Origin of the sequence: Flavobacterium psychrotolerans (genome assembly GCF_003097635.1) — a bacterium.
Taxonomy (GTDB): domain Bacteria; phylum Bacteroidota; class Bacteroidia; order Flavobacteriales; family Flavobacteriaceae; genus Flavobacterium; species Flavobacterium psychrotolerans.
Window position 1 is genome coordinate 18,470 of record NZ_QCZI01000006.1, and the last position, 21,837, is coordinate 40,306.

The window sequence follows — 21,837 nt, forward strand, 5'->3', positions numbered from 1 at the left end:
CAATCTAAAAAGGAAACAATAGCAATAAAAAAACCGCCAAGTTCATCACGAGGCGGTTTTAAAAGCTATTTAGTTTTTAACGGTTTACTTCACGATCATGAATTCTGATCTTCTGTTTTGAGCATGTTCTTCTTCGGTACAGTTTTCTTTGCAATCTACTTTAGGCACTGTCTCTCCGTATCCTTTTCCTGCAATTCGGGTCATATCAACTCCTTTTGAAACAATATATCTCACAGTCGATTTTGCTCTTTTGTCAGACAACGTTAGATTGTAGCTGTCACTTCCCCTATTATCCGTATGGGACTTAGCTAAAATGACCATTCGCGTATTGTTTTTCATTACCTGAACCAGCTTGTCTAATTCGGCAGCACTAGCGGCAGTAATGTTGTGTTTGTTGAAATCAAAATAAATTGGTTTTAATACAACTTCGGTTTCAGTAACAATTACATCAATTGGTTTTAATGGAACATTAATTTTCACCTCTGGTCCTTTGCTTTGTGCTACGGTAGCGGTATTGCTCTCATAACCGTCTTTTGAGGCTTGAATTACATAGGCTTTGTCGCATTCTACTCTGTGTTTCACTTCTCCTTTTTCATTGGATTTTTCGGTAGCAATAATGTTTTTCTTGTCATCAAGAATAACAACAGTTGCGTTGGCTAATATGGCATTTGTTTTAGCATCGGTCACTACGGCAAGCAGTTCTACTTTACAAAGTGGTGTTGCGCTAAAGATGTCGTCATTTCCGTTTCTGTTACTCGATAAAAAACCTATTTTTCTTCCCTTATTGTAGGTGAAAGCAAAGTCGTCTTTTTCAGAATTTACCGGTTTTCCAAGATTTGTTGCCTCTGTTTCCTTAGCTAAATCTGCTTGAAAAATGTCGAATCCACCAAGACCAGGTCTTCCGCTTGAAGCAAAATAGAGGGTAGTGTTGTCTTCAGCAATAAAAGGAAAACTTTCGGCACCTTCTGTGTTTACTTTTATTCCTAAATTTTCAGGTGTACCAAAACTTCCGTCTGCATTAATGGCTACTTTCCAAATATCAACATCACCAATACTTCCCGGCATATCAGATGAGAAATAAAGTGTTTTTCCGTCGCTACTCAAACTTGGATTGCTGGTAGAATAGGCTGGGCTGTTAAAAGAAACTGAAGAAATTGCTCCCCAGCTGTCTCCTTCTTTAGTCGCTTTAAATATATTGTTTCTTCCTAATTTTAATTTGTTTGCTTTGTCCTTTTGAAAGGATGATTCTCTGAAACTGTCGCTAGAAAAATACATGGTGTTTCCATCGGCACTTATGGTCACTGTTCCGTCGTGGAATTTCGAATTTAATTCATTTACTGCCCCAGCACCTGATAATGTACCATCGGCATTGTAATTGGCTTTGTAAATGTCTAAAAATGGCTCTTTGGTCCATCCGTATTCTTTTTTAGAGGCATTTCTGGCACTGGTAAAATAAAGGGAATTGTCAAACAATAGTGCTCCAAAATCGGATTTATCGGTATTAATATTTAATGTATTGACGTCAAATAATTTTTCTAAATTTAACAATCCCTGTATGTAATTTGGATTGCCCAGGAATGTTTTGGCTCTTTGGTCGGCAGGAGCCAGGCTGGCAAATTTTTGCATTTGCTTGTTGGCTTCCTCATATTTTCCGTTCGCTTTTAGCATTTGTGCATAACGGAAGTATGTTTCGGCATCTTGTGGTGTCTCCGTTGCTTTGGCATACCATTTTACCGCTTCGGTAGTGTTGAAGGTATTATAGTAAGCGTCGGCCAACTGTTTGTAAACATAACCGTCCGATTTTCCGTTTTCAACTAATTTTAAATATTCTTCCGCCGCAGTAATATATTCAAAACGCTTGAATAACTTATCAGCTTTTTTGGTGTTTTTGTTTTGTGCACAAAGGCTTGTGGTAGCTATTATAAAACTTAATAGTATATATAGATTTTTCATTTTTTACGGTTGCTTTAGGTTAGAAATATCGTGGTGATTGTGATACTTTTTTAGGGAAGTTCAAATCAAATAACAAAATTACTTCGTGAGAGGAAGGTGTTGTTACATTCAAATCAGAAACGATATGATCATAGGCATATCCAACTCTTAGATTTGGAGATATTGCATAGTTTACCATCGCGCCAAAGCTGTCTTCTAATCTGTAAGTGGCACCAATTTCGAATTTGTCATAAAACAGGAAATTGGTGGAAACATCCACGGATACTGGCGCATTAAACGCCGATTTTAACATGGCGAATGGCTTGAATTTTAAATTTTGATTGATGTCAAATACATAGCCCCCCGTTAAAAAATAATGTGAAGTTTCCGTCCCGAATTTTCTTCCGTTATAATCCAAATGAGTTGCTTTTAACATATTTGGCACAGACAAAGCCACATAGTATTTGTTGGTATAATAGAAAAATCCTGTTCCTATGTTTAAATTTGTGGTACTGGAATTTTGAGCAAAAGCCTCATCATCTGGATTGGCAACATGTCCATTTCCAATTTCGCTGAACAAACCAACTTTTTGAAAAGTAGCTCCCGCTTTTAACCCTAAAGCCAATCGATGTTCTCCTCCTAAATTTAGGGTATAAGAGAAATCGCCATAAACATTATTCTCTTCCACTGGTCCAATTTTATCTGAAATGATGGATAATCCCATTCCAACATTTTTTCCAACTGGAGAAGATCCCGAAAGGGAGAAAGTTGATGGAGCATCCTCAATCTCTACCCATTGTTTTCTGTATAGTAGACCAAAAGTCAGGTTTTCTTTTGAGCCTGCATAGGCGGGATTAATTACATTCATATTATACATGTATTGAGTATAATGTGGGTCTTGTTGTGCTTGCATATCGGCAAACATGCATAATGCCATTAGGGCAATGAAATGTGCTTTCTTCATTTTTATGTTTTTGTTGATTTTAATTAGTATTGCTAAATTAGCGTGCTTTGTTTAAATAAACCCATAAGGATTAAGACTTACCACTTTCAAATTCTAATAGTAGCATAGCTGCTTTTGAACAAATCGAAGCAAATGTAGCAAAATTTAGTATAAAAATCAGAATTACATCAATAATCAATGTTAATTCTGAATTTTGCTTGTATTTTAAACTTCATTTACACTTAAATCATTGGCAAATCATTAAATTTGTATTACATTTAAACTTATGCTAGAAAAAGAAACTATAAAATTTGAAAAGACAGTTGTTGTTGGAATTATCACTCAAAAGCAAGATGAAGAAAAGTTAAAGGAATATCTTGATGAGCTTGAATTTTTAACCTTTACTGCAGGCGGAGAAGTTGTGAAACGTTTTTTTCAGAAAATGGAACGGCCGAATCCAAAAACATTTCTTGGAACGGGAAAAATGGAAGAAATTAATCTTTATGTCAAAGAGAATGATATTTCTACCGTGATTTTTGATGATGAATTGTCACCTTCGCAACAAAAAAATATTACTAAAATTTTAGATTGCAAAGTATTAGATCGAACCAATCTTATTTTAGATATTTTTGCACAAAGAGCCGAATCCTCCTATGCCAGAACACAAGTAGAATTAGCACAATGTATTTATTTATTACCTCGACTTTCCGGAATGTGGACGCATTTAGAAAGGCAAAAAGGGGGAATTGGAATGCGTGGTCCTGGAGAAACAGAAATTGAAACCGACAGACGAATTGTTCGCGATAGAATTGCGCTGCTAAAAGACAAAATCAAAATTATTGACAAACAAATGTCGGTACAACGAGGCAATCGAGGAGCAATGGTTCGCGTTGCCCTAGTTGGTTATACTAATGTAGGGAAATCTACATTGATGAATGTAATTAGCAAAAGCGATGTATTTGTTGAAAACAAACTTTTTGCAACACTAGATACAACGGTTCGTAAAGTAGTTATTAGAAATCTCCCTTTCCTGCTCTCAGATACTGTGGGTTTTATTAGAAAACTGCCTACTCAATTGGTCGATTCATTTAAAAGTACGCTTGATGAAGTCCGTGAAGCAGATTTGTTGCTTCATGTGGTGGATATTTCTCATCCTGATTTTGAAGATCATATTGCCTCTGTTAACCAAACGTTATTGGACATTAAAAGCAATGACAAACCGATAATTATGGTTTTCAATAAAATTGACGCATACAAACATCTAACCATTGACGACGATGATTTAATTACTGAAAAAACAAAAAGACATAACACATTAGAAGAATGGAAGTCAACTTGGATGAGTAATGTAGGGGAAAAAAACGCACTGTTTATTTCAGCAATTAATAAAGAAAATATTGAAGAATTTAAAGAACGGGTTTACGAAGCGGTTAGACAAATTCATATCACTCGTTTTCCGTATAACAAATTTTTATACCCAGATTATAAAGATGCGGTAGAAAAAGAAGATTAGATTTTTACAAATCAAAAAAGACCTTTAGCACATCACTAAAGGTCTTTTTTTATGATTCATTTTGATATTAGAATCCATAATTGATTCCTAAACCAAAAACTTCTCTCGTTTGAAACCCATGAAAAGCATTGTCATCGTAAATGGTTTGCACGGATACATTTGTAGATAGGTATCTGTTAATTCTCAAGACAATAGCTAGAGAGTAATCAACGTCAACGTTTTCTGGTTTTTCAAGATAATTGGAATATAAATTCAAGGTGTTTTCGGCAGAAACATTGGTCATTACATTTAATTTATAATAGGCAGAGGTATAAAAACCCAATTCATATCGCAAGCTCTTATTGGCATCTACACCAAAATAACTGCCATCAACATATCCTAAAATGGATGTCCTGTCTTTATCTACAAAAGTCAATTTAGAGGTTAAGGGAGCAAAATTGACCTTCAAATTCTCACTTCTTTTCCAAAAGATTCCTGGACCAAAAGTTAAATAACCAGGAGAAAGCAAGTTGGTGTTTTCTGTCCTGATTTCTGCACCATTACTGTCTTTTCCGTAAACATAACCTTTCGTAAATTGAGTTCTGAAATTTAAAAAGAAAGAATAATACCATTCTCCAAAAGCCTTTTTACCTAAAACAGAATTAAATTCGAAACGATCGTCAGTTTTCTTTTCAAAATCTGTATTCTTAGTTTGAAGTAAACCATAGGAGGCTAGAATCTTGTTGTCCCAAGTGATATCTTTTTTTTTGTAATTGAAATCATAATTGATACTCAAATTCCCGGACATGTTATTCTCCCCGCCGGCAATCCAGTTGTTAAAGTTCGATTGGTTAAAAAGTAAAGATAGATTTCCCTTGTTTTTCCATCCTTTAGCGGTAGTGTCAGCAATTATTTTGACTGCCTTTTCTGTATTTAGCACTAACTCTTTCTCGGTATTTTGGGCTCGTAAAAAAACAGTGGTAGTTAAAAAAGCGACTAATAATAGGATTTTTTTCATTTTCTTGTTTTTTTGTATGTTTGCTTAACAAATATACTGAAAAACCTTTTAAATGTTAAATTTTGACCTCCGATAATTTAAAAATCATTTCTTAACTGCCTTATATAAAGGGACTGCTGAGCAAGCTTCACCATACATAATGCTTTTTGCAAAAGGCTGCAATTTTTGGGCAGCCAAAACATAAGCACTCATAGGAACTGGTTTTTTGGAACACCCTTTTATAATAACCGACTTGTCCTTATAAGCAGTAAAGTCAATACTTGGTAAAATCTCCTGATACAATACAGTGTCGATATCTTCTAAAGTGCCGTTTACTACTTTTTTTGCAAATGGAGCTACATGAACTGCCACTAATAGAGGTGCCCATGCCGGAAGTATGGCATCGGTCAGACAATTTATGGCGACAAAATGATCTTGGTATTGAAGCCAATTATGATTTTTAAGTCCTTCCCGAAAGTCCTTTTCTCTCAATAAAACCCCTTCAATAAGCCATTGGGACATGTCAATTTGGGAACGAATTCCTTTTGGATAATAATCCTCCAGATCGAAAACTTCGAGTGAACTATTGGCGACTTTGTTAATTATTTCATCCATAATGAGATCTTGTAGCTGAATGTCATAAAATTCCTGTTTTTGATTTTATGACTGTCAACTTTATAACTGAATTTTAAAGCATTCCCAATTCCAATTTTGCTTCTTCACTCATCAAATCTTTGCTCCATGGCGGATCAAACGTGATTTCAACATCAGCATCTTTCACATGTTCAATCGATTTTACTTTCTCTTCTACTTCTAATGGCAGCGTTTCGGCAACAGGACAATTAGGGGACGTTAGTGTCATTAGGATTTTTACTTCGTAATCTTCGTTTACCATGACGTCATAAATTAATCCTAATTCGTAAATGTCAACAGGGATTTCTGGATCGTAGATGGTTTTTAATTTTTTTACAATTTCTTCCCCTAATAAGTTAGTGTCTATTACTTGTTCCATAATTTTAGTTTTTTGAATCGAATGCCAAAGCATACATTTTAATATTTTTAATCATCGATACCAATCCGTTGGCTCGAGTTGGTGATAAATGTTCTTTTAGTCCTATTTCGTCTATGAAATCCATATCCGCATTCAAGATATCCGTAGCTTTTTGATTGGAAAAAGTCCGAATTAAAATGGCAATTATTCCTTTGGTCAGAATAGCGTCGCTATCGGCAGTAAAAACAATAGTGTCATTATTTTGATCCCCTTTTAACCAAACTTTAGATTGGCAGCCTTTAATCAGGTTGTTTTCCGTTTTGAATTCTTCTTTTATCAACGGAAGGTTTTTTCCTAATTCGATGATGTATTCATAACGCTGCATCCAGTCATCAAACATTGAAAATTCGTCTACTATTTCGTCTTGTATTTCTTTTATGTTCATTATTCTTCTTTAATCAATGAATTTATTTTAGTGACCAATTTCTCGATTTCTACCGGTGGATTTCCATGATCAAAACTTGCTGATTCATACGATTTTTCCTTATAGTTGATTTTTAAATTGGCAATGGCTGCACCATCATAAAAACGCTTTTCGGTAGGGGCTTTTAAATTTGGAATTTCTTCTAACTCAATTTCTTGAAAATAAACAATAAGCTCTTTCCAATCCTTGTCAGAAATTTTCTTCGGAGTGGGAATTTCATTGCCTTTTCTGACTTTTGAAATTGAAACTGTTTGATTTTGAATCGTTATTTTTTTATAATATCCTCTCGTGTTAGCAACATATTCAATTTTAGCAGTGGCCAGATCTTGTTTTTTTTCGCTGTCGCAACCTTTTGCAAGAAAAAGGGTAAGGAATAGTAAAGACATTATTTTCATATGTTGATAATATTTGTTTTTTAAAGGAATATGGTATGCTTCGCCTGTTCGCAAGCTCGGGTCGCCAATCTTCATTATGATTTGTGATCTTGAATCACGGCGATTTCATAAATTATTTTTTTAAGATAACATTAATTTTGCTTTTTTGACTGCTTCCACCATAACGTCAATTTCCTCTTTGGTATTATAAAAAGCAAATGAAGCCCTAATGGTTCCTGGAATATTATAGAAATTCATGATGGGTTGTGCGCAATGATGGCCTGTTCTTACAGCAATACCCAATTTGTCAATTATTGTCCCAATGTCGTATGGATGAATTCCCTCGATATTAAACGAAATCACGGAAGTTTTTGCAGCCGCGGTTCCAAAAATTCTCAACCCTTCAATTTCTAACAATCGTTGTGTCCCGTATTCCAATAATTCTTTTTCCTGTTCTTGAATGTTTTCAATTCCAATTGAATTGATGTAATCAACGGCAGTTCCTAGTACAATTCCGTCAGCAATGTTTGGAGTTCCAGCTTCAAACTTATGAGGTAAATCGGCATAAGTCGTTTTCTCGAAAGTTACTTCCTTTATCATTTCACCTCCCCCTTGATAAGGCGGAAGTTTATTTAACCAAGCTTCTTTTCCGTACAAAATCCCGGTTCCCGTAGGGGCGAACATTTTATGACCTGAAAAAGCATAAAAATCACAATCCAATTCCTGAACATTGGGTTTAAGATGTGATACTGCCTGCGCTCCGTCAATTAAAATGGCGGCTCCCACTTGGTGCGCTTTATCAATCATGTACTTTATGGGATTGATAGTTCCCAAAGCATTGGAGATGTGATTTACGGTAACTATTTTGGTTTTTTCGGAAAGTAATTTGTCAAATTCCGATAAGATCAATTCGCCGTTTTCATTCATCGGAATCACCTTTAAAGTGGCTCCAGTTCTTTCACACAACATCTGCCAAGGCACAATATTACTGTGATGTTCTAATGCCGAAACCAAAACTTCATCACCCGGTTTCAATAGTGAAGCAAATCCATTGGCAACCAAATTGATTCCATGTGTTGTTCCCGAAGTGAAAATAACTTCGTGAGCGAATTTTGCGTTAATATGATTTTTAATTTTGTTACGGGAAGCTTCATAAGCATCGGTAGCAAGCTGGCTTAGCGTATGAACTCCACGATGGATATTGGCATTTATTTCTTGGTAATATTTTGAAATTGCATCAATTACCACTTGGGGTTTTTGCGATGTGGCTCCGTTATCGAAATAAACTAATGGCTTTCCATTTATTTTTTGAGATAAAATTGGAAAATCTGCACGAATATCTTTTATGTTAAAACTCATTTTGTCCTTAATTAATTACTATAGAAGTCAAATAGTCCTGAAAGATTATAAATCAAATCCCAACTTCACGCCCAATTTGTTAGCGATAATGGTGGTAATTCGTTTTTTGAGTTCTGGTATTTTGATACTTTCTATAACCGCATTAGAGAAAGCATACATCAATAATGCTTTGGCTTCTTTCTTCGGAATTCCGCGTTGTTGCATGTAGAACATGGCGGTCTCATCTAATTGACCAATGGTGCAACCGTGAGAACATTTTACGTCATCGGCAAAAATTTCCAGTTGCGGTTTAGCATTGATGGTCGCTTTATCACTCAATAATATGTTATTGCTTTTCTGGAACGCGTTCGTTTTTTGTGCTTCTTTTTCTACGAAAATTTTCCCGTTAAAAACACCTATCGAACGGTCAGAAAAAATTCCTTTATAATCCTGATGGCTTTCACAATTGGGTTGAGCATGTTGTACTAAGGTATAATGATCCACATGTTGCTTGTCTCCAATAATCGTAATTCCGTTAAGATTACTCACGATTCTTTCACCAAAATGATAGAAATTCAAGTTGTTTCTAGTCAGATTTCCTCCAAAAGAAAAGGTGTTTACCGAAACCGTACTTTCTAATTTTTGAGAAACATAGGTATTGTCAATCAAATTGGCTTCGAGATTGTCGTTTTGAATTTTATAGTAATCAACAATGGCACGTTTTTGGGCAAAAATTTCGGTAACCGAATTGGTTAAAACCGGATTTTCATTCAAACTTTGGTGTCTTTCGATGATTTGTACGTGCGAATTTTCTCCAATAATAATCAAATTTCTAGGCTGAACCAGTAAAGCGGCTTCGTTTCCTGTTGAGAAATACATAATCTCAATAGGTTTGTCGACCACCTTGCTTTTTGGGATATTGATATAGGCTCCTTCGTTGGCAAAAGCCGTATTTAAAGAGGTTAAACTTTCATCTTTATTAGCAACTTTATTAAAATAATTATCAATAATCATTTTGTATTTGGGCTTGTTCAATGCTGATGACATCAAGCAAACGTCTATTCCGTCATGAGTAGTTGAAGATAAAAACGAACTAAATACCCCGTCGATAAAAACGACTTTATAGGTGTCGATTTCATGGATGAAATATTTTTTTACATCAGCGAATTCAATGGCATTTTCATTTTTCGGAAATACAGAAAAGTCATTTTTCAAAATGGTATTTAGCGAAGTGTATTTCCAAGCTTCCTCTTTTTTAGTCGGAAACCCTTTATTTTCAAAATTTTTTATGGCTGAAGTTCGGACCTCATGCAAATCAGAATGTACATCGATACGCTCTTCAAAAGCCATAAAAGACGACAATAATTTTTCTTTCAATTCCATATTCTTTATTGTTTAAAGTTTAAGGTTTTAAAGTTTAAAGTTAACATGCTAACTTTAAACTTTAGACTTTAAACAAAATTTACGCTTCTTGTTCTTGTTTAATCCAGTCGTATCCTTTTTCCTCTAGTTCGTAAGCCAATTCTTTACCTCCGGATTTTACAATTTTCCCGTTGTATAAAACGTGAACAAAATCAGGAACGATATAGTCCAATAATCTTTGGTAATGTGTGATGACGATGATGGCGTTTTTGTCGCTTTTCAATTTGTTAACCCCATTAGCAACAATTCGCAAAGCATCGATGTCTAATCCTGAATCGGTTTCGTCCAAAATCGCCAATTTTGGTTCTAACATGGCCATTTGAAAAATCTCATTACGTTTTTTCTCCCCACCAGAAAATCCTTCGTTAAGGGAACGAGATAAAAATTTTCTGTCAATTTCTAATAATTCTGATTTTTCGCGAATCACTTTCAGCATTTCGTTGGCCGGCATTTCAGGTTGACCGTTCGCTTTACGAGTTTCATTGATTGCGGTTCTCATAAAGTTGGTTACTGAAACTCCCGGGATTTCTACTGGATACTGGAAAGACAAGAATACCCCTTTATGGGCTCTTTCTTCAGGAGCTAATTCTGAAATATCTTCGTTTTCTAATAGAATTTCGCCCTTAGTCACTTCGTAAGTGTCATTTCCTGCGATTACTGCGGAAAGTGTGCTTTTCCCAGCTCCATTCGGGCCCATAATCGCGTGAATTTCTCCTGCTTTTACTTCAAGGTTGATTCCTTTTAATATTTCCTTGTCTCCAATTGAGGCGTGTAAATTTTTTATGCTTAACATCTTGTTTTATTTGTTTAAAGTTTAAAGTTTAAAGTTCTCGTGATTACTGAAACTTCGTGCCTTTAAAATCTTTCTTGTTTAAATATGATATAAAATTGTTTATTTTCCCGCTTAAATTCTTGTAATCTAATCTTAGAATATTAAATTTTTCTTCATTTATATAATTGAAATCTAATGCTCTGTATAGTTGTAATTGGGATTCTCCAGCCGATCCTTTTGCAATAGATAAAAATTGTCTAAATTCTAAATTTCCATTTCTTTCAAATCCTTCGGCAATGTTATCCATTACGGAACCCGACGATGCTTTTATTTGATTTTTAAATCTGAAATCATTTTTTAAATCAGTTTCTACACTAATAATATGAATTTCTGTTGCTAATCTTCTAGCTTCTAGCCAAATTTCTAAATCTTCAAATCTTGTAATTGTTGCCATCTTTTTAATTTAAAGTATCGTTGTCTAAAGTTATTAATGATTCCGGTTACACAACTTTAAACCTTAAACTTTAAACCAATTTTTACCCTACGCTTCCTTCTAGAGAAATCTCCAACAATTTCTGTGCTTCTACGGCAAATTCCATTGGTAATTTATTTAAAACGTCTTTACTGAAACCGTTTACGATTAAAGCGATGGCTTTTTCGGTTGGAATTCCGCGTTGGTTGCAATAGAAAACCTGGTCTTCTCCAATTTTACTCGTCGTGGCTTCATGTTCTATTTTGGCTGATGGGTTTTTGCTTTCGATGTAAGGAAATGTATTTGCGCTGCAATTATTTCCCATCAGTAGAGAATCACATTGTGAAAAGTTCCTCGCGTTATCTGCATTTGGTCCAACTTTCACTAATCCTCTGTAACTATTGTGTGATTTTCCGGCTGAAATTCCTTTCGAAATAATTGTCGATTTGGTGTTTTTACCAATGTGAATCATCTTGGTTCCTGTGTCGGCTTGCTGAAAATTGTTGGTAACGGCAATCGAATAAAATTCCCCTACCGAATTATCTCCCTTTAAAATACAAGAAGGATATTTCCAAGTTACGGCTGAACCCGTTTCGACTTGTGTCCACGAAATTTTTGCATTTTTCTCGCACAAACCTCTTTTGGTTACGAAGTTGAAAACACCACCTTTTCCTTCCTTGTTTCCAGGATACCAGTTTTGAACTGTTGAATATTTAATTTCGGCATCATCCATGGCAATTAGTTCCACAACAGCTGCGTGCAACTGGTTTTCATCTCGACTTGGCGCGGTGCAACCCTCTAAATAGGAAACGTAACTTCCTTCATCGGCAATGACCAATGTTCTTTCAAATTGTCCTGTTCCAGCTTGGTTGATACGAAAATACGTAGAAAGTTCCATTGGGCAACGAACGCCTTTTGGAATATAACAAAACGATCCGTCAGAAAAGACGGCCGAGTTTAGGGCGGCGTAAAAATTATCTTTTTGAGGAACAACACTTCCTAAATATTTCTGAACCAATTCAGGATATTCCCGAATCGCTTCAGATATAGAACAAAAGATAATGCCTTTTTCTCCTAATGTTTTCTTGAAAGTGGTGGCTACAGAAACGGAATCGACCACGATATCCATGGCAACTCCCGATAACATTTTTTGTTCGTCGATTGAAATGCCTAATTTTTTGAAAGTTTCTAGTAATTCAGGATCTACCTCGTCCAAACTTTCATATTTCGCTTTGCTTAAAGGTGCAGAATAATAGGAAATGGCTTGGAAATCTGGTTTTTGATAATGGACATTTGCCCATTCCGGTTCCACCATTTTTTCCCAGGCTCTAAAAGCTTCAATTCGCCAATGCATCATCCACAACGGTTCTTCTTTCCGATGAGAAATGGCACGAACAATATCTTCATTCAACCCAACTGGAAACGTATCGGAAGCAATATCCGTATAAAATCCGTACTCGTATTCCTTGGTTTCTAATTCGATTTTTAAGTCGTCTTCGGTATATTTTGACATAATTTCTTTTTACTGTTTTACAAAGAAAATGATTCTCCGCAACCACATGTTCTGCTTGCATTAGGATTATTGAATACAAATCCTTTGCCATTTAACCCTCCTGAAAACTCAAGAATGGTTCCCGCTAAGTAAAGAAAAGATTTCTTCTCTACCGCAATTTTTACATTATTTACTTCAAAAACTTTATCGGTTTCTCCAATTATTTTGTCAAACTTCAATTCGTATGACAAACCAGAGCAACCACCGCTTTTTACGCCCACTCTCACGTAATCTTGGGCCGCGTCATATCCATCGTCTTTCATCATGTCGACGATTTTTTTACTTGCTGTATCTGAAACTTGTATCATAACCTCTTTTTTATTGTTATTTGGAAAGCGCTATGCAATTTGCAATTAAAAAATCAATAATTAAATTAAATTTTGTCATGCCTATTCCATGGCTTATTTTGATTTTGTCTAAATAAAAGACAAAGATATTAAATTTTAAAGTTTCTTTAATGCTTCTTAACATTTTTATGTTTGATAGGGGAATAGAAAAAATTGATTTGCATCTAATTAAATAATTTAGATTTCGCTAAATTGCAGCATATTTGAAATTTTGGATTTTTCAATCTTTAAACAAAAGCAATGAAGCTCTATCCTATAGAAACCGGTAATTTTAAACTTGATGGTGGCGCCATGTTTGGCGTTGTGCCCAAAACGATTTGGAATAAAACCAACCCCGCCGATGCCAACAATCTCATTGACCTTGCGGCGCGTTGCCTTTTGATTGAAGATGGGAATCGGTTAATTTTAATCGATACCGGAATGGGGAACAAACAATCCGATAAATTTTTTGGCTATTATTCGCTTTGGGGAACGCATTCTATGGACAAATCCTTAGCGAAATATGGGTTCCATCGGGATGATATCACCGATGTTTTTATGACCCATTTGCATTTCGACCATTGTGGCGGAAGCGTACAATGGAACAAAGACAGAACCGGTTATGAAGTCGCTTTTAAAAACGCCAAATATTGGACCAATGAAAATCATTGGGAATGGGCAACAAAACCCAATCCTCGTGAAAAAGCGTCGTTCCTCACTGAGAATATTTTGCCGATGCAGGAAAGCGGACAGTTGCATTTCATCAAAAGATCGGAAGGCGATATGCTTCAAAAATCGGAAATGGGATTTGGAATATTCTTTGTAGACGGCCATACCGAAAAAATGATGATTCCACACATTCAATACCAAGACAAAACCATTTGTTTCATGGCCGATTTATTGCCAACCGTAGGACACATTCCTTTACCTTATGTGATGGGCTATGATACTAGACCGCTATTAACGATGCCCGAAAAAGCAAAATTTTTGACTTCGGCAGCCGAAAATAATTTTTATTTATTCCTGGAACACGATGCACATAATGAAATCATTACGGTTGAAAACACGGAGAAGGGCGTTCGTTTAAAAGATATTTTTATTTCTGAAGAAATCTTAAAATAGCGTTAATGCTTGAGTTAAGTGTAACAAAAACATATAATTTAGACCAATATTTTGAATTTTAACAAAAATACCATGAAATTAATTAAAAATCTAGCCTTGACGGCCTTTGCAATAGTAACCTTAGCGAGTTGCGGAACATCAAAAATGATTTCGACTAGCGCTGCCAATGTCGACAAAATTCCTTTAAAAATTAGCCCGATAAAAGAATCAGACCTAAAACGCTGGAGCCATTTAGATTTGATGAAAGATACCATTCCGGGAATGAGTGTAGATAAGGCTTATGCTGAATTGTTAAAAAATAAAAAAGGAGTAAAAGTTATTGTTGGAATTGTCGATTCGGGTGTTGATATTGACCATGAGGATTTAAAATCAGTGATTTGGACCAATTCGAAAGAAGTTGCCGGTAACGGAATTGACGATGACAAAAATGGGTATATCGATGATATTCACGGATGGAATTTCTTGGGCAATTCAGGAAATGAAAACCTGGAAATGACCCGAATTGTTAAAAAAGGAGATACCAGTTTGCAATTCTATAAAGAGGCAAAGGCGGATTACGACAAACAACTTGAGGACAATCAGGGGAGCAAACAACAGGTAGATTTCATCTTTAAAGCGAATAAAACGGTAAGCGATTATTTGAAAAAAGAAAATTACACCATTGAAGAGGTAACGGCCATCACCACAACAGACGCTACTTTAAACCAAAGCAAGCAAGTAATGATGAGTATTATTGGACAAACCGGCCCGGATTTTAATTCGGAATTAAAGGACTACAAAAATCAAGTTTATGATATGTTGAATTACAATTTGAATTTAGAATTTGACGGAAGAAAAGTGGTAGGAGACAATCCCGAAGACATCAACGATAAAGTTTACGGAAACAACATTGTTTATGGGCCTAATAAGGAAGATGCACTTCACGGAACTCATGTTGCAGGAATAATTGCCCAAGTTCGTAACAACAATTTAGGAGGAGACGGTATTGCAAACAATGCCATCATCATGGCGGTACGAGCAGTTCCAAATGGGGACGAATACGACAAAGACATCGCATTAGGAATTCGTTATGCGGTAGACAACGGTGCTAAGGTGATAAACGGGAGTTTCGGTAAAAGCTATTCCCCACACAAACAATGGGTATATGATGCCATAAAATATGCGGCAAGCAAAGACGTTTTGATTGTTCATGCCGCAGGAAATGACGGACATGATATCGACTTGCCTGAAAACAAAAACTATCCGAATGATTCAGATGACAACAAGACAGAATTTGCAAATAATTTCATTACGGTTGGTGCTTTAAACACAACTTATGGTTCCGGGTTAGTGGCTAATTTTTCTAATTTTGGTAGTTTTAATGTGGATGTGTTTTCTCCGGGAATGAAAATTTACGCCACCGTTCCCAACAACAAATACAAATACGAACAAGGCACTTCTATGGCATCTCCAAATGTTGCTGGTGTTGCCACTTTAATTCGTTCTTATTATCCAACTTTGACCGCCGCACAAGTAAAACAAATCCTTATGGATTCTGGAACTCCGGTTACCTCTACTGTGATTTTAGGGGAAAAAGAAGAGAAACGTCCGTTTACCAACGCATCAAAATCAGGAAAAATGGTCAATGCCTACAACGCATTGCTAATGGCTGAAAAAATGGCAACCAAAAAATAATTCCACATCACTATTTTCAATGGAAGGACCAAAATCCTTCCATTTTTTATTTGCATTCCTATGAAGAAACTCCTTTTACTTTCGACTGTTTTTTTGGTTTTCGGAAATACATTTGCACAAAGCACCTCCTATTGGCAACAGCATGTCGATTATAAAATGGATGTGGCGCTGAATGTAAAAAACTACCAATACAAGGGCAAGCAGGAATTGGTTTACACCAATAATTCTCCAGATACTTTAAAACGTATCTTTTATCATTTGTACAACAATGCGTTCCAACCGGGAAGCGAAATGGACGCCCGAGTGCAATCCATAATTGATCCGGATAGGAGGATGGTCAATAAAAACAAGGTAGATGGGAAAGAAGTAAAAGAGAGTCGGATTTCTAAATTGAAGCCCAACGAAATAGGTTGTTTGAAGATATCAAATTTCATGCAGGACGGCCTTCCTGCCAGTGCTAAAGAAGTGGGAACCATTCTTGAAGTGACTTTGGCAAAACCCATTTTTCCCAATTCCAAAACCACGTTTACCCTCGATTTTGACGGGCAGGTTCCGGTTCAAATTCGTCGTTCGGGACGGAATAATGCTGAAGGGGTCGAATTTTCAATGGCACAATGGTATCCCAAAATAGCGGAATTTGACTTTGAAGGCTGGCACACCGATCCTTATATTGCCCGAGAATTTCACGGCGTTTGGGGAAGTTTTGATGTGAATATCACCATCGACAAAGACTATGTTTTAGGCGGAAGCGGGTATTTGCAAAATAAAAACGAAATCGGTCACGGTTATCAGGATGCGGGAATCGTTGTTTCGTATCCAAAGAAAACCAAAACTTTGACTTGGCATTTTATAGCGCCAAACGTGCATGATTTTACTTTTGCCGCCGATAAAAATTATCTTCACGATGTAGTACAGGTTCCCAATGGGACTACGCTTCATTTTCTGTATAAAAACAATCCAAAAATCACAGACAACTGGAGAAATGCAGAATCCAAAACGGTTCAGTTGATGCAGTTTTACAATGAAACCGTGGGAAAATATCCCTACGATCAATATTCCGTGATTCAGGGAGGTGATGGTGGCATGGAATATGCCATGTGCACTTTGGTTCTTGGCGAAGGTACTTTTGATGGACTGGTCGGCGTTATTGCCCATGAAATGGCGCATTCCTGGTTCCAGCATGTTTTGGCTTCCAACGAAAGCAAACACGGGTGGATGGACGAAGGGTTCACTTCCTTTCTGGAAGATTTGGGAATGAATGAGATTGCCGAAAAGAAAGTTGCTAATCCCCATGAAGGATCTTATGACGGGTACTATTATATGGTTAAAACCGGGAAGGAGCAACCCCAAACCACACATTCCGACCGGTATGAAGTAAACCAAATTTACAGCATTACGTCCTATAGCAAAGGGGATATTTTCCTTTCGCAATTGGGTTACCTCATTGGGAAAGCCAATTTGATGAAAACCCTGAAACGGTATTTCAATGATTTCAAGTTCAAGCATCCAACGCCAAATGACATCAAGCGCACCGCAGAACGAGTTTCCGGTGCCAATTTAGATTGGTATTTAACGGATTGGACCCAAACGACAAATACCATTGATTATGGCATAAAAAACGTAACCGAAAACGGAAATAACACGACTGTTACTTTGGAACGCCTCGGCAGAATGCCCATGCCTATTGATTTATCGGTAGAATATACTGATGGAACCAAGGAAAGTTTTTACATTCCGTTGCGAATGATGAGTTTCGAGAAAGAGAACCCAAATCCGGAAATCAAAAGAACGATTTTGAACGATTGGGCTTGGGCATATCCCACGTTTGAATTTAGCATTGCCAAACCCAAAGCCACCATCAAAAAAATCACGATTGACGAAAGCGGTTTAATGGCCGATGTGAATAGGGAAAACAACGTTTTTCCTGCTGTAGGTAAGAAATAGGTTTCTTATTGTGTTTTCTCCACTTTGTGGGAATGCAATTCCTTGTTATCAGGGGCATTGTTGTGGGCACAAAGTCAGAGATATTTGCGCAGTGGCTACACTTTGCGCATCCCGTATATACTCGCTACTCAATAGCGTATTACTTTCAAATGTATAAAAAAATATTACAAAAGGATTTTTTATTTGTTGGATACTTTTTGTGCTTACGTGGGTATAAATCTCGGTGGTCTTGCTGCTAATGTGTCCCAGTGGTTCCTGTCCAAACTTAATGACAATTAATTCAATCAACTTATGCAACCATAATGATTTCATAACCTTAACGGGATCTTGTCAAGGCGTTTTTAAGAAGAAAAGAACCCCACTTATTTTAAATCCAGAAAAATTATTGGTGATTGCATATTTATTTTAGATTTGCAAAAAATAAAATTCATGAAAACGTTTGATGTAGCAATTATTGGCAGTGGTCCTTCAGGAGCATCAGCAGCTTTGGAATTAGCTAAAAATGGGATTTCGACCGTTATAATTGAAAAAGAAATCTTACCAAGATATAAAACATGCGGTGGCGGTTTTGTTTTCAGGGGAAGAAAAAATATGCCTTTTGATATTGCATCAGTGGTAGAACGAGAGTTTTATGATGTTGACATTCATTTTGAGAAAATGAATGTGAAACATACCACAAAAAGAGACAATCCGATAATAAGCATGATTATGCGGGATGCTTTTGACAATTTGATTGTGGAAAAAGCGAAAGAAAATGGAGTCACACTGTTGCAAAATCACAAGGTTTTAGATATTACTTTTGGAGAAATGCAAACCATCCATACTTCTGAAGGAGATGTAAAAGCCAAATTTATCATCGCCGCAGACGGCGCTTTGAGTCCCGTGGCCAAAATAGCCGGCTGGAAAGAAACGCGAACCATAATTCCTGCCTTAGAATATGAGGTGGAAGTTCCTGATTCCGATTTTGAACGATTATCGCAAAACGTACGTTTCGATTTTGATGCCATCCCTTATGGCTATGGCTGGTGTTTTCCTAAAAAGAATCATTTATCCATAGGTGTTGCTGTTTTCTCAAAAACAAACAGCAAAATCAATTTGAAAGAATATTACGCAACGTATCTAAAAACATTGGGAATCAACGAAATGATAAAGGAGTCGGCTCATGGTTTCGTTATTCCAATTTCTCCTAGAACGGATACTTTCGTTCAAAAAAATGTTTTTCTAATTGGGGATGCCGCAGGATTTGCCGACCCTATTTCTGCCGAGGGGATTTCCAATGCGATATTAAGCGGCAAACTGGCGGCGCAATCTATTGTTGAGGGCAATCTCAATTCTAGTATTGCGGCACAATTGTACCACAAAAAATTAGAAGAAAATCTCCTTCCAGAAATAAAATCGGGTCTTTTTATTGCAAAAATGTTTTACGAAAAACAAACCTTGCGCAATGGGATTATAAAAAAATATGGACAGTATCTAGCCGAGGCAATGACTGACTTATTTATGGGAGACAGAACCTATCCGAAAGATTATAAAAAAACCATTACCCGGAAAATCAAAGAAATCTTTTTTTAGACGTGAAAATATTCCGGTAAAATATCGGCTCACATAAAAAAAGTGAAGGGAAGTTCTAAAAACGTTGCCGTGAATTGGTAACGGATATGCCATAAAAAATGGGTTACTCCAATTCGTTAAAATACTCCAACAATATCTTGTCATTCATTAGCGTTGGGGTGAAAACTTCCAAAAAGCATAGCTTTTCATTTTGGGCATACAAGGCCTTCAGACCATTAATGGGGAAGTTGTCCGAACTGAAAATGGTGTGGTGTGGTGATCGAGTTGAATGGTGTTTTTATAACGAAAAAGAAAAGCCAAATTCAAGATTTAGGGTATTATACCCAGCATTGTGTTTTAGCAGACCCAAATTAGAAACGTGCCGAATATTGGGACACAGCTCAAAAGTGATTGCATTTGTTTTTAGGGATATTCCCAGACCCAAAACATCCGAAAAAGCAAACCCTTTAGACAGTCGTTCCGTTTCGGTATCGGCCATCAAAGGCCCCACACTTCCTAATACATAGATGCTGCTTTTTTTTAAAATCGGTTTCCTAAGGATGATCCCGATGTTTAAAATATACTCTTTTAGGGTTTTAAATTGAGTATATTTTGCCCTTTTTCCATCATAATCAGGTTCGTTTGACGTTACAAAATAGGGGTTCAAAAGTTGGTGTGTGGCAAAATTGACTTCAGGCTGAAGCAACAATTCGTACCGTAAAGTCTTTGTTTCCTTTAACAAACAATCTAATTGTAGCTTGTAATACTGATTGGAAAAAGTATAATCCGAGTTTTTGATTTCATTGCCAAAACCATAGTGAAACCCCAAAGTACATTTGTGTGTTTTTTCTTGGGCAATAAAAAGATTACAGCTCAAAAGGAGTACTATAATGACAAGAATTTTAGTATCCATAAACCGGTTTTTTTAACGGTTTGAAGATTTTTGTTTCTCAAAAATCACTATATTAAATTTAACTCTTTTTAATCTGTTTTCAAAGTTTCGACGATGTAATTGTCTGTAAATGTTTGTTTTAATAAAACAAGACGAACTTTTCTTACTCAAAAAGGAAACGCATTCCGGATTACTTTTTTCCTATGGAGGCGTCTTCTTTCTTGGTCTGAGCCAATTGAAATGCCAATACTTTTTCGATCAATTCGTCTTTAGAGAGGTGGTGGAATATCTCCTTGATTTTCCCCTTAAAAGCGGCAGAAATTTCATGATTGGGTTTGGTTTTGAAGATTTTTTTAGCCCACAACACCGTGTTGTTTTCCTCGATACTTTCGGGTGTTGGTTTTTCAAATTTTATGAAATCAATGCCTAGATTTTTTCTGAAATCTTCCAGTCCCGCCACTTCTTCGGGTTGCAGAATGGTAAGGGAAATCCCCTTAGCTTGGGCACGGGCGGTTCTTCCGCTACGGTGCACATAAGTTTCATAGGTGTCGGGTAAATGGTAGTTCACCACATAGGCAATTTCGGCAACGTCAATTCCGCGCGCAGCCAAATCGGTAGCCACCAAAATGGAGACCTGACCCGCTCTGAACTGGTTCATGATTCTTTCCCGGATGGCCTGCGTTAAACTGCCGTGCAAAGCGCCGGAAGAGAATTTATTGATAGCTAAATTCTTAGCCAACTTGTTTACTGCGGCTTTGGTTTTACAGAAAATAATTCCGCGTTCGCCTTCCCTTTGGTTTAAAAAGTGCATTAGAAATTCTAGTTTTTCTATTGGCTCGACCACTGAGTACTGATGAGTGATATTTTGATTTATTGCCGATTCGGATTCGGCGCTGAGGTGCGTGACATTTTTGTGCAGATAATTTTGAACTAATTGCTTGATGCTTCCGGGAATCGTAGCCGAAAACAGCCAGGTTCGTCTTTCCTTGGGTAAGGCGGCAATAATTTCATCCAATCCTTCTTTTAGGGCGGTGACCATTTCGTCGGCCTCGTCCAAAACTAGAAATTGGGTGTTTTTTAATTGAATGGCGTTGCGTTGCAACAAGTCAATCAATCTGCCGGGGGTTGCAATAACAAGGTGTGCGCCTTCTGCCAGTTGCTGAATTTGTGGTTTTATGGGAACGCCACCGTAAACGGATACTATTTTGATATTGGGTATGTTGGTAGCAAAAGAGACTAAATTCGTGAAAATTTGATTTCCCAATTCCCGTGTTGGCACTAAAATTACGCCTTGAAGGGTTGGAATATTCGTATCGACCAATTGCAAAAGGGGCAAGCCAAAAGCGGCGGTTTTACCGGAACCCGTCTTGGATTGCGCCACAATATCGTTTTTGTTTTCTAACAAAACAGGGATTACTTTTTCCTGAATAGCCGTAGGAATGGTAATGCCTAATTGGGTTAATGTATTGATTAGTGGTTTTATTAATCCGAGGGATGTAAATTTTGAAGCCATTTTTGGAGTTTTAATTTTGTGCAAATTTAGGTTAATTCGATGCAGT

20 protein-coding genes are annotated in these 21,837 nt (G+C 36.6%); 5 read left to right on the plus strand and 15 right to left on the minus strand.

Features of this window, described 5'->3' with window-relative positions:
* Positions 1 to 84: 84 nt before the first annotated feature.
* Positions 85 to 1,953, minus strand: a complete 1,869-nt coding sequence (locus DB895_RS06080) for an OmpA family protein (protein ID WP_116724479.1) — start codon at positions 1,951 to 1,953, stop codon at positions 85 to 87.
* 19 nt (positions 1,954 to 1,972) lie between these two features.
* Positions 1,973 to 2,896 (minus strand): PorP/SprF family type IX secretion system membrane protein, encoded by a 924-nt coding sequence (locus tag DB895_RS06085; protein WP_116724480.1) that lies wholly within the window; start codon positions 2,894 to 2,896, stop codon positions 1,973 to 1,975.
* A 265-nt stretch (positions 2,897 to 3,161) separates the two neighbouring features.
* Between DB895_RS06085 and hflX the strand changes: the two genes are divergently transcribed.
* Positions 3,162 to 4,388, plus strand: coding sequence for a GTPase HflX (hflX, locus tag DB895_RS06090; RefSeq protein ID WP_116724481.1), 1,227 nt, complete (start codon positions 3,162 to 3,164; stop codon positions 4,386 to 4,388).
* A 67-nt stretch (positions 4,389 to 4,455) separates the two neighbouring features.
* On the opposite strand, the gene DB895_RS06095 is transcribed toward hflX, so the two are convergent.
* From DB895_RS06095 to DB895_RS06145, 11 genes are all read right to left on the minus strand, one after another.
* On the minus strand, positions 4,456 to 5,385 hold the full coding sequence (locus DB895_RS06095) for a DUF3078 domain-containing protein (protein ID WP_116724482.1): 930 nt from the start codon (positions 5,383 to 5,385) through the stop codon (positions 4,456 to 4,458).
* An 84-nt stretch (positions 5,386 to 5,469) separates the two neighbouring features.
* Entirely contained in the window at positions 5,470 to 5,979 is a 510-nt protein-coding gene (locus DB895_RS06100) for a DUF2480 family protein (RefSeq protein ID WP_116724483.1), read from the minus strand.
* Between the two features lie 73 nt (positions 5,980 to 6,052).
* Positions 6,053 to 6,376: an SUF system Fe-S cluster assembly protein gene (locus tag DB895_RS06105; protein ID WP_116724484.1), complete on the minus strand. Its 324-nt coding sequence runs from the start codon at positions 6,374 to 6,376 to the stop codon at positions 6,053 to 6,055.
* Between the two features lie 4 nt (positions 6,377 to 6,380).
* Complete coding sequence (locus DB895_RS06110) at positions 6,381 to 6,800, minus strand: SufE family protein (RefSeq protein WP_116724485.1); 420 nt, start codon at positions 6,798 to 6,800, stop codon at positions 6,381 to 6,383.
* Complete coding sequence (locus DB895_RS06115; RefSeq protein ID WP_243694635.1) at positions 6,800 to 7,309, minus strand: hypothetical protein; 510 nt, start codon at positions 7,307 to 7,309, stop codon at positions 6,800 to 6,802. Before DB895_RS06115 ends, DB895_RS06110 begins: the two co-directional genes overlap by 1 nt.
* A 45-nt stretch (positions 7,310 to 7,354) precedes the next feature.
* Entirely contained in the window at positions 7,355 to 8,572 is a 1,218-nt protein-coding gene (locus DB895_RS06120) for an aminotransferase class V-fold PLP-dependent enzyme (protein WP_116724486.1), read from the minus strand.
* 45 nt (positions 8,573 to 8,617) lie between these two features.
* Positions 8,618 to 9,934, minus strand: coding sequence for a Fe-S cluster assembly protein SufD (sufD, locus tag DB895_RS06125; protein WP_116724487.1), 1,317 nt, complete (start codon positions 9,932 to 9,934; stop codon positions 8,618 to 8,620).
* A 79-nt stretch (positions 9,935 to 10,013) separates the two neighbouring features.
* Complete coding sequence (gene sufC, locus DB895_RS06130; protein WP_116724488.1) at positions 10,014 to 10,766, minus strand: Fe-S cluster assembly ATPase SufC; 753 nt, start codon at positions 10,764 to 10,766, stop codon at positions 10,014 to 10,016.
* 43 nt (positions 10,767 to 10,809) lie between these two features.
* Positions 10,810 to 11,199: a four helix bundle protein gene (locus tag DB895_RS06135; RefSeq protein WP_116724489.1), complete on the minus strand. Its 390-nt coding sequence runs from the start codon at positions 11,197 to 11,199 to the stop codon at positions 10,810 to 10,812.
* An 82-nt stretch (positions 11,200 to 11,281) separates the two neighbouring features.
* The gene (gene sufB / locus DB895_RS06140; RefSeq protein WP_116724490.1) at positions 11,282 to 12,730 is read right to left on the minus strand and encodes a Fe-S cluster assembly protein SufB; all 1,449 of its coding nucleotides are present in this window, start codon (positions 12,728 to 12,730) and stop codon (positions 11,282 to 11,284) included.
* Positions 12,731 to 12,747: 17 nt separating this feature from the next.
* Positions 12,748 to 13,077, minus strand: a complete 330-nt coding sequence (locus DB895_RS06145) for a HesB/IscA family protein (RefSeq protein ID WP_116724491.1) — start codon at positions 13,075 to 13,077, stop codon at positions 12,748 to 12,750.
* Between the two features lie 279 nt (positions 13,078 to 13,356).
* Here DB895_RS06145 and DB895_RS06150 point away from each other — a divergent pair, with 279 nt between their 5' ends.
* The 4 genes from DB895_RS06150 (at position 13,357) to DB895_RS06170 (ending at position 19,407) form a co-directional block, all read left to right on the plus strand.
* Positions 13,357 to 14,217 (plus strand): MBL fold metallo-hydrolase, encoded by an 861-nt coding sequence (locus tag DB895_RS06150; RefSeq protein ID WP_116724492.1) that lies wholly within the window; start codon positions 13,357 to 13,359, stop codon positions 14,215 to 14,217.
* A gap of 72 nt (positions 14,218 to 14,289) precedes the next feature.
* Entirely contained in the window at positions 14,290 to 15,891 is a 1,602-nt protein-coding gene (locus tag DB895_RS06155) for a S8 family peptidase (RefSeq protein ID WP_116724493.1), read from the plus strand.
* 60 nt (positions 15,892 to 15,951) lie between these two features.
* Entirely contained in the window at positions 15,952 to 17,835 is a 1,884-nt protein-coding gene (locus DB895_RS06160; RefSeq protein WP_116724494.1) for a M1 family metallopeptidase, read from the plus strand.
* 429 nt (positions 17,836 to 18,264) lie between these two features.
* A complete protein-coding gene (locus DB895_RS06170; protein WP_116724495.1) occupies positions 18,265 to 19,407 on the plus strand; it encodes a geranylgeranyl reductase family protein in 1,143 nt (380 codons plus the stop codon).
* A 277-nt stretch (positions 19,408 to 19,684) separates the two neighbouring features.
* On the opposite strand, the gene DB895_RS06175 is transcribed toward DB895_RS06170, so the two are convergent.
* On the minus strand, positions 19,685 to 20,299 hold the full coding sequence (locus tag DB895_RS06175) for an acyloxyacyl hydrolase (protein WP_116724496.1): 615 nt from the start codon (positions 20,297 to 20,299) through the stop codon (positions 19,685 to 19,687).
* Between the two features lie 169 nt (positions 20,300 to 20,468).
* Positions 20,469 to 21,791, minus strand: coding sequence for a DEAD/DEAH box helicase (locus tag DB895_RS06180; RefSeq protein ID WP_116724497.1), 1,323 nt, complete (start codon positions 21,789 to 21,791; stop codon positions 20,469 to 20,471).
* Between the last annotated feature and the right edge of the window lie 46 nt (positions 21,792 to 21,837).

Bases quoted from the DNA above. Each gene is read 5' to 3' on its own strand.
- DB895_RS06080 (WP_116724479.1), bottom strand. From the start codon at position 1,953: ATGAAAAATCTATATATACTATTAAGTTTTATAATAGCTACCACAAGC.
- DB895_RS06085 (WP_116724480.1), bottom strand. From the start codon at position 2,896: ATGAAGAAAGCACATTTCATTGCCCTAATGGCATTATGCATGTTTGCC.
- hflX (WP_116724481.1), top strand. From the start codon at position 3,162: ATGCTAGAAAAAGAAACTATAAAATTTGAAAAGACAGTTGTTGTTGGA.
- DB895_RS06095 (WP_116724482.1), bottom strand. From the start codon at position 5,385: ATGAAAAAAATCCTATTATTAGTCGCTTTTTTAACTACCACTGTTTTT.
- DB895_RS06100 (WP_116724483.1), bottom strand. From the start codon at position 5,979: ATGGATGAAATAATTAACAAAGTCGCCAATAGTTCACTCGAAGTTTTC.
- DB895_RS06105 (WP_116724484.1), bottom strand. From the start codon at position 6,376: ATGGAACAAGTAATAGACACTAACTTATTAGGGGAAGAAATTGTAAAA.
- DB895_RS06110 (WP_116724485.1), bottom strand. From the start codon at position 6,800: ATGAACATAAAAGAAATACAAGACGAAATAGTAGACGAATTTTCAATG.
- DB895_RS06115 (WP_243694635.1), bottom strand. From the start codon at position 7,309: ATGAAGATTGGCGACCCGAGCTTGCGAACAGGCGAAGCATACCATATT.
- DB895_RS06120 (WP_116724486.1), bottom strand. From the start codon at position 8,572: ATGAGTTTTAACATAAAAGATATTCGTGCAGATTTTCCAATTTTATCT.
- sufD (WP_116724487.1), bottom strand. From the start codon at position 9,934: ATGGAATTGAAAGAAAAATTATTGTCGTCTTTTATGGCTTTTGAAGAG.
- sufC (WP_116724488.1), bottom strand. From the start codon at position 10,766: ATGTTAAGCATAAAAAATTTACACGCCTCAATTGGAGACAAGGAAATA.
- DB895_RS06135 (WP_116724489.1), bottom strand. From the start codon at position 11,199: ATGGCAACAATTACAAGATTTGAAGATTTAGAAATTTGGCTAGAAGCT.
- sufB (WP_116724490.1), bottom strand. From the start codon at position 12,730: ATGTCAAAATATACCGAAGACGACTTAAAAATCGAATTAGAAACCAAG.
- DB895_RS06145 (WP_116724491.1), bottom strand. From the start codon at position 13,077: ATGATACAAGTTTCAGATACAGCAAGTAAAAAAATCGTCGACATGATG.
- DB895_RS06150 (WP_116724492.1), top strand. From the start codon at position 13,357: ATGAAGCTCTATCCTATAGAAACCGGTAATTTTAAACTTGATGGTGGC.
- DB895_RS06155 (WP_116724493.1), top strand. From the start codon at position 14,290: ATGAAATTAATTAAAAATCTAGCCTTGACGGCCTTTGCAATAGTAACC.
- DB895_RS06160 (WP_116724494.1), top strand. From the start codon at position 15,952: ATGAAGAAACTCCTTTTACTTTCGACTGTTTTTTTGGTTTTCGGAAAT.
- DB895_RS06170 (WP_116724495.1), top strand. From the start codon at position 18,265: ATGAAAACGTTTGATGTAGCAATTATTGGCAGTGGTCCTTCAGGAGCA.
- DB895_RS06175 (WP_116724496.1), bottom strand. From the start codon at position 20,299: ATGGATACTAAAATTCTTGTCATTATAGTACTCCTTTTGAGCTGTAAT.
- DB895_RS06180 (WP_116724497.1), bottom strand. From the start codon at position 21,791: ATGGCTTCAAAATTTACATCCCTCGGATTAATAAAACCACTAATCAAT.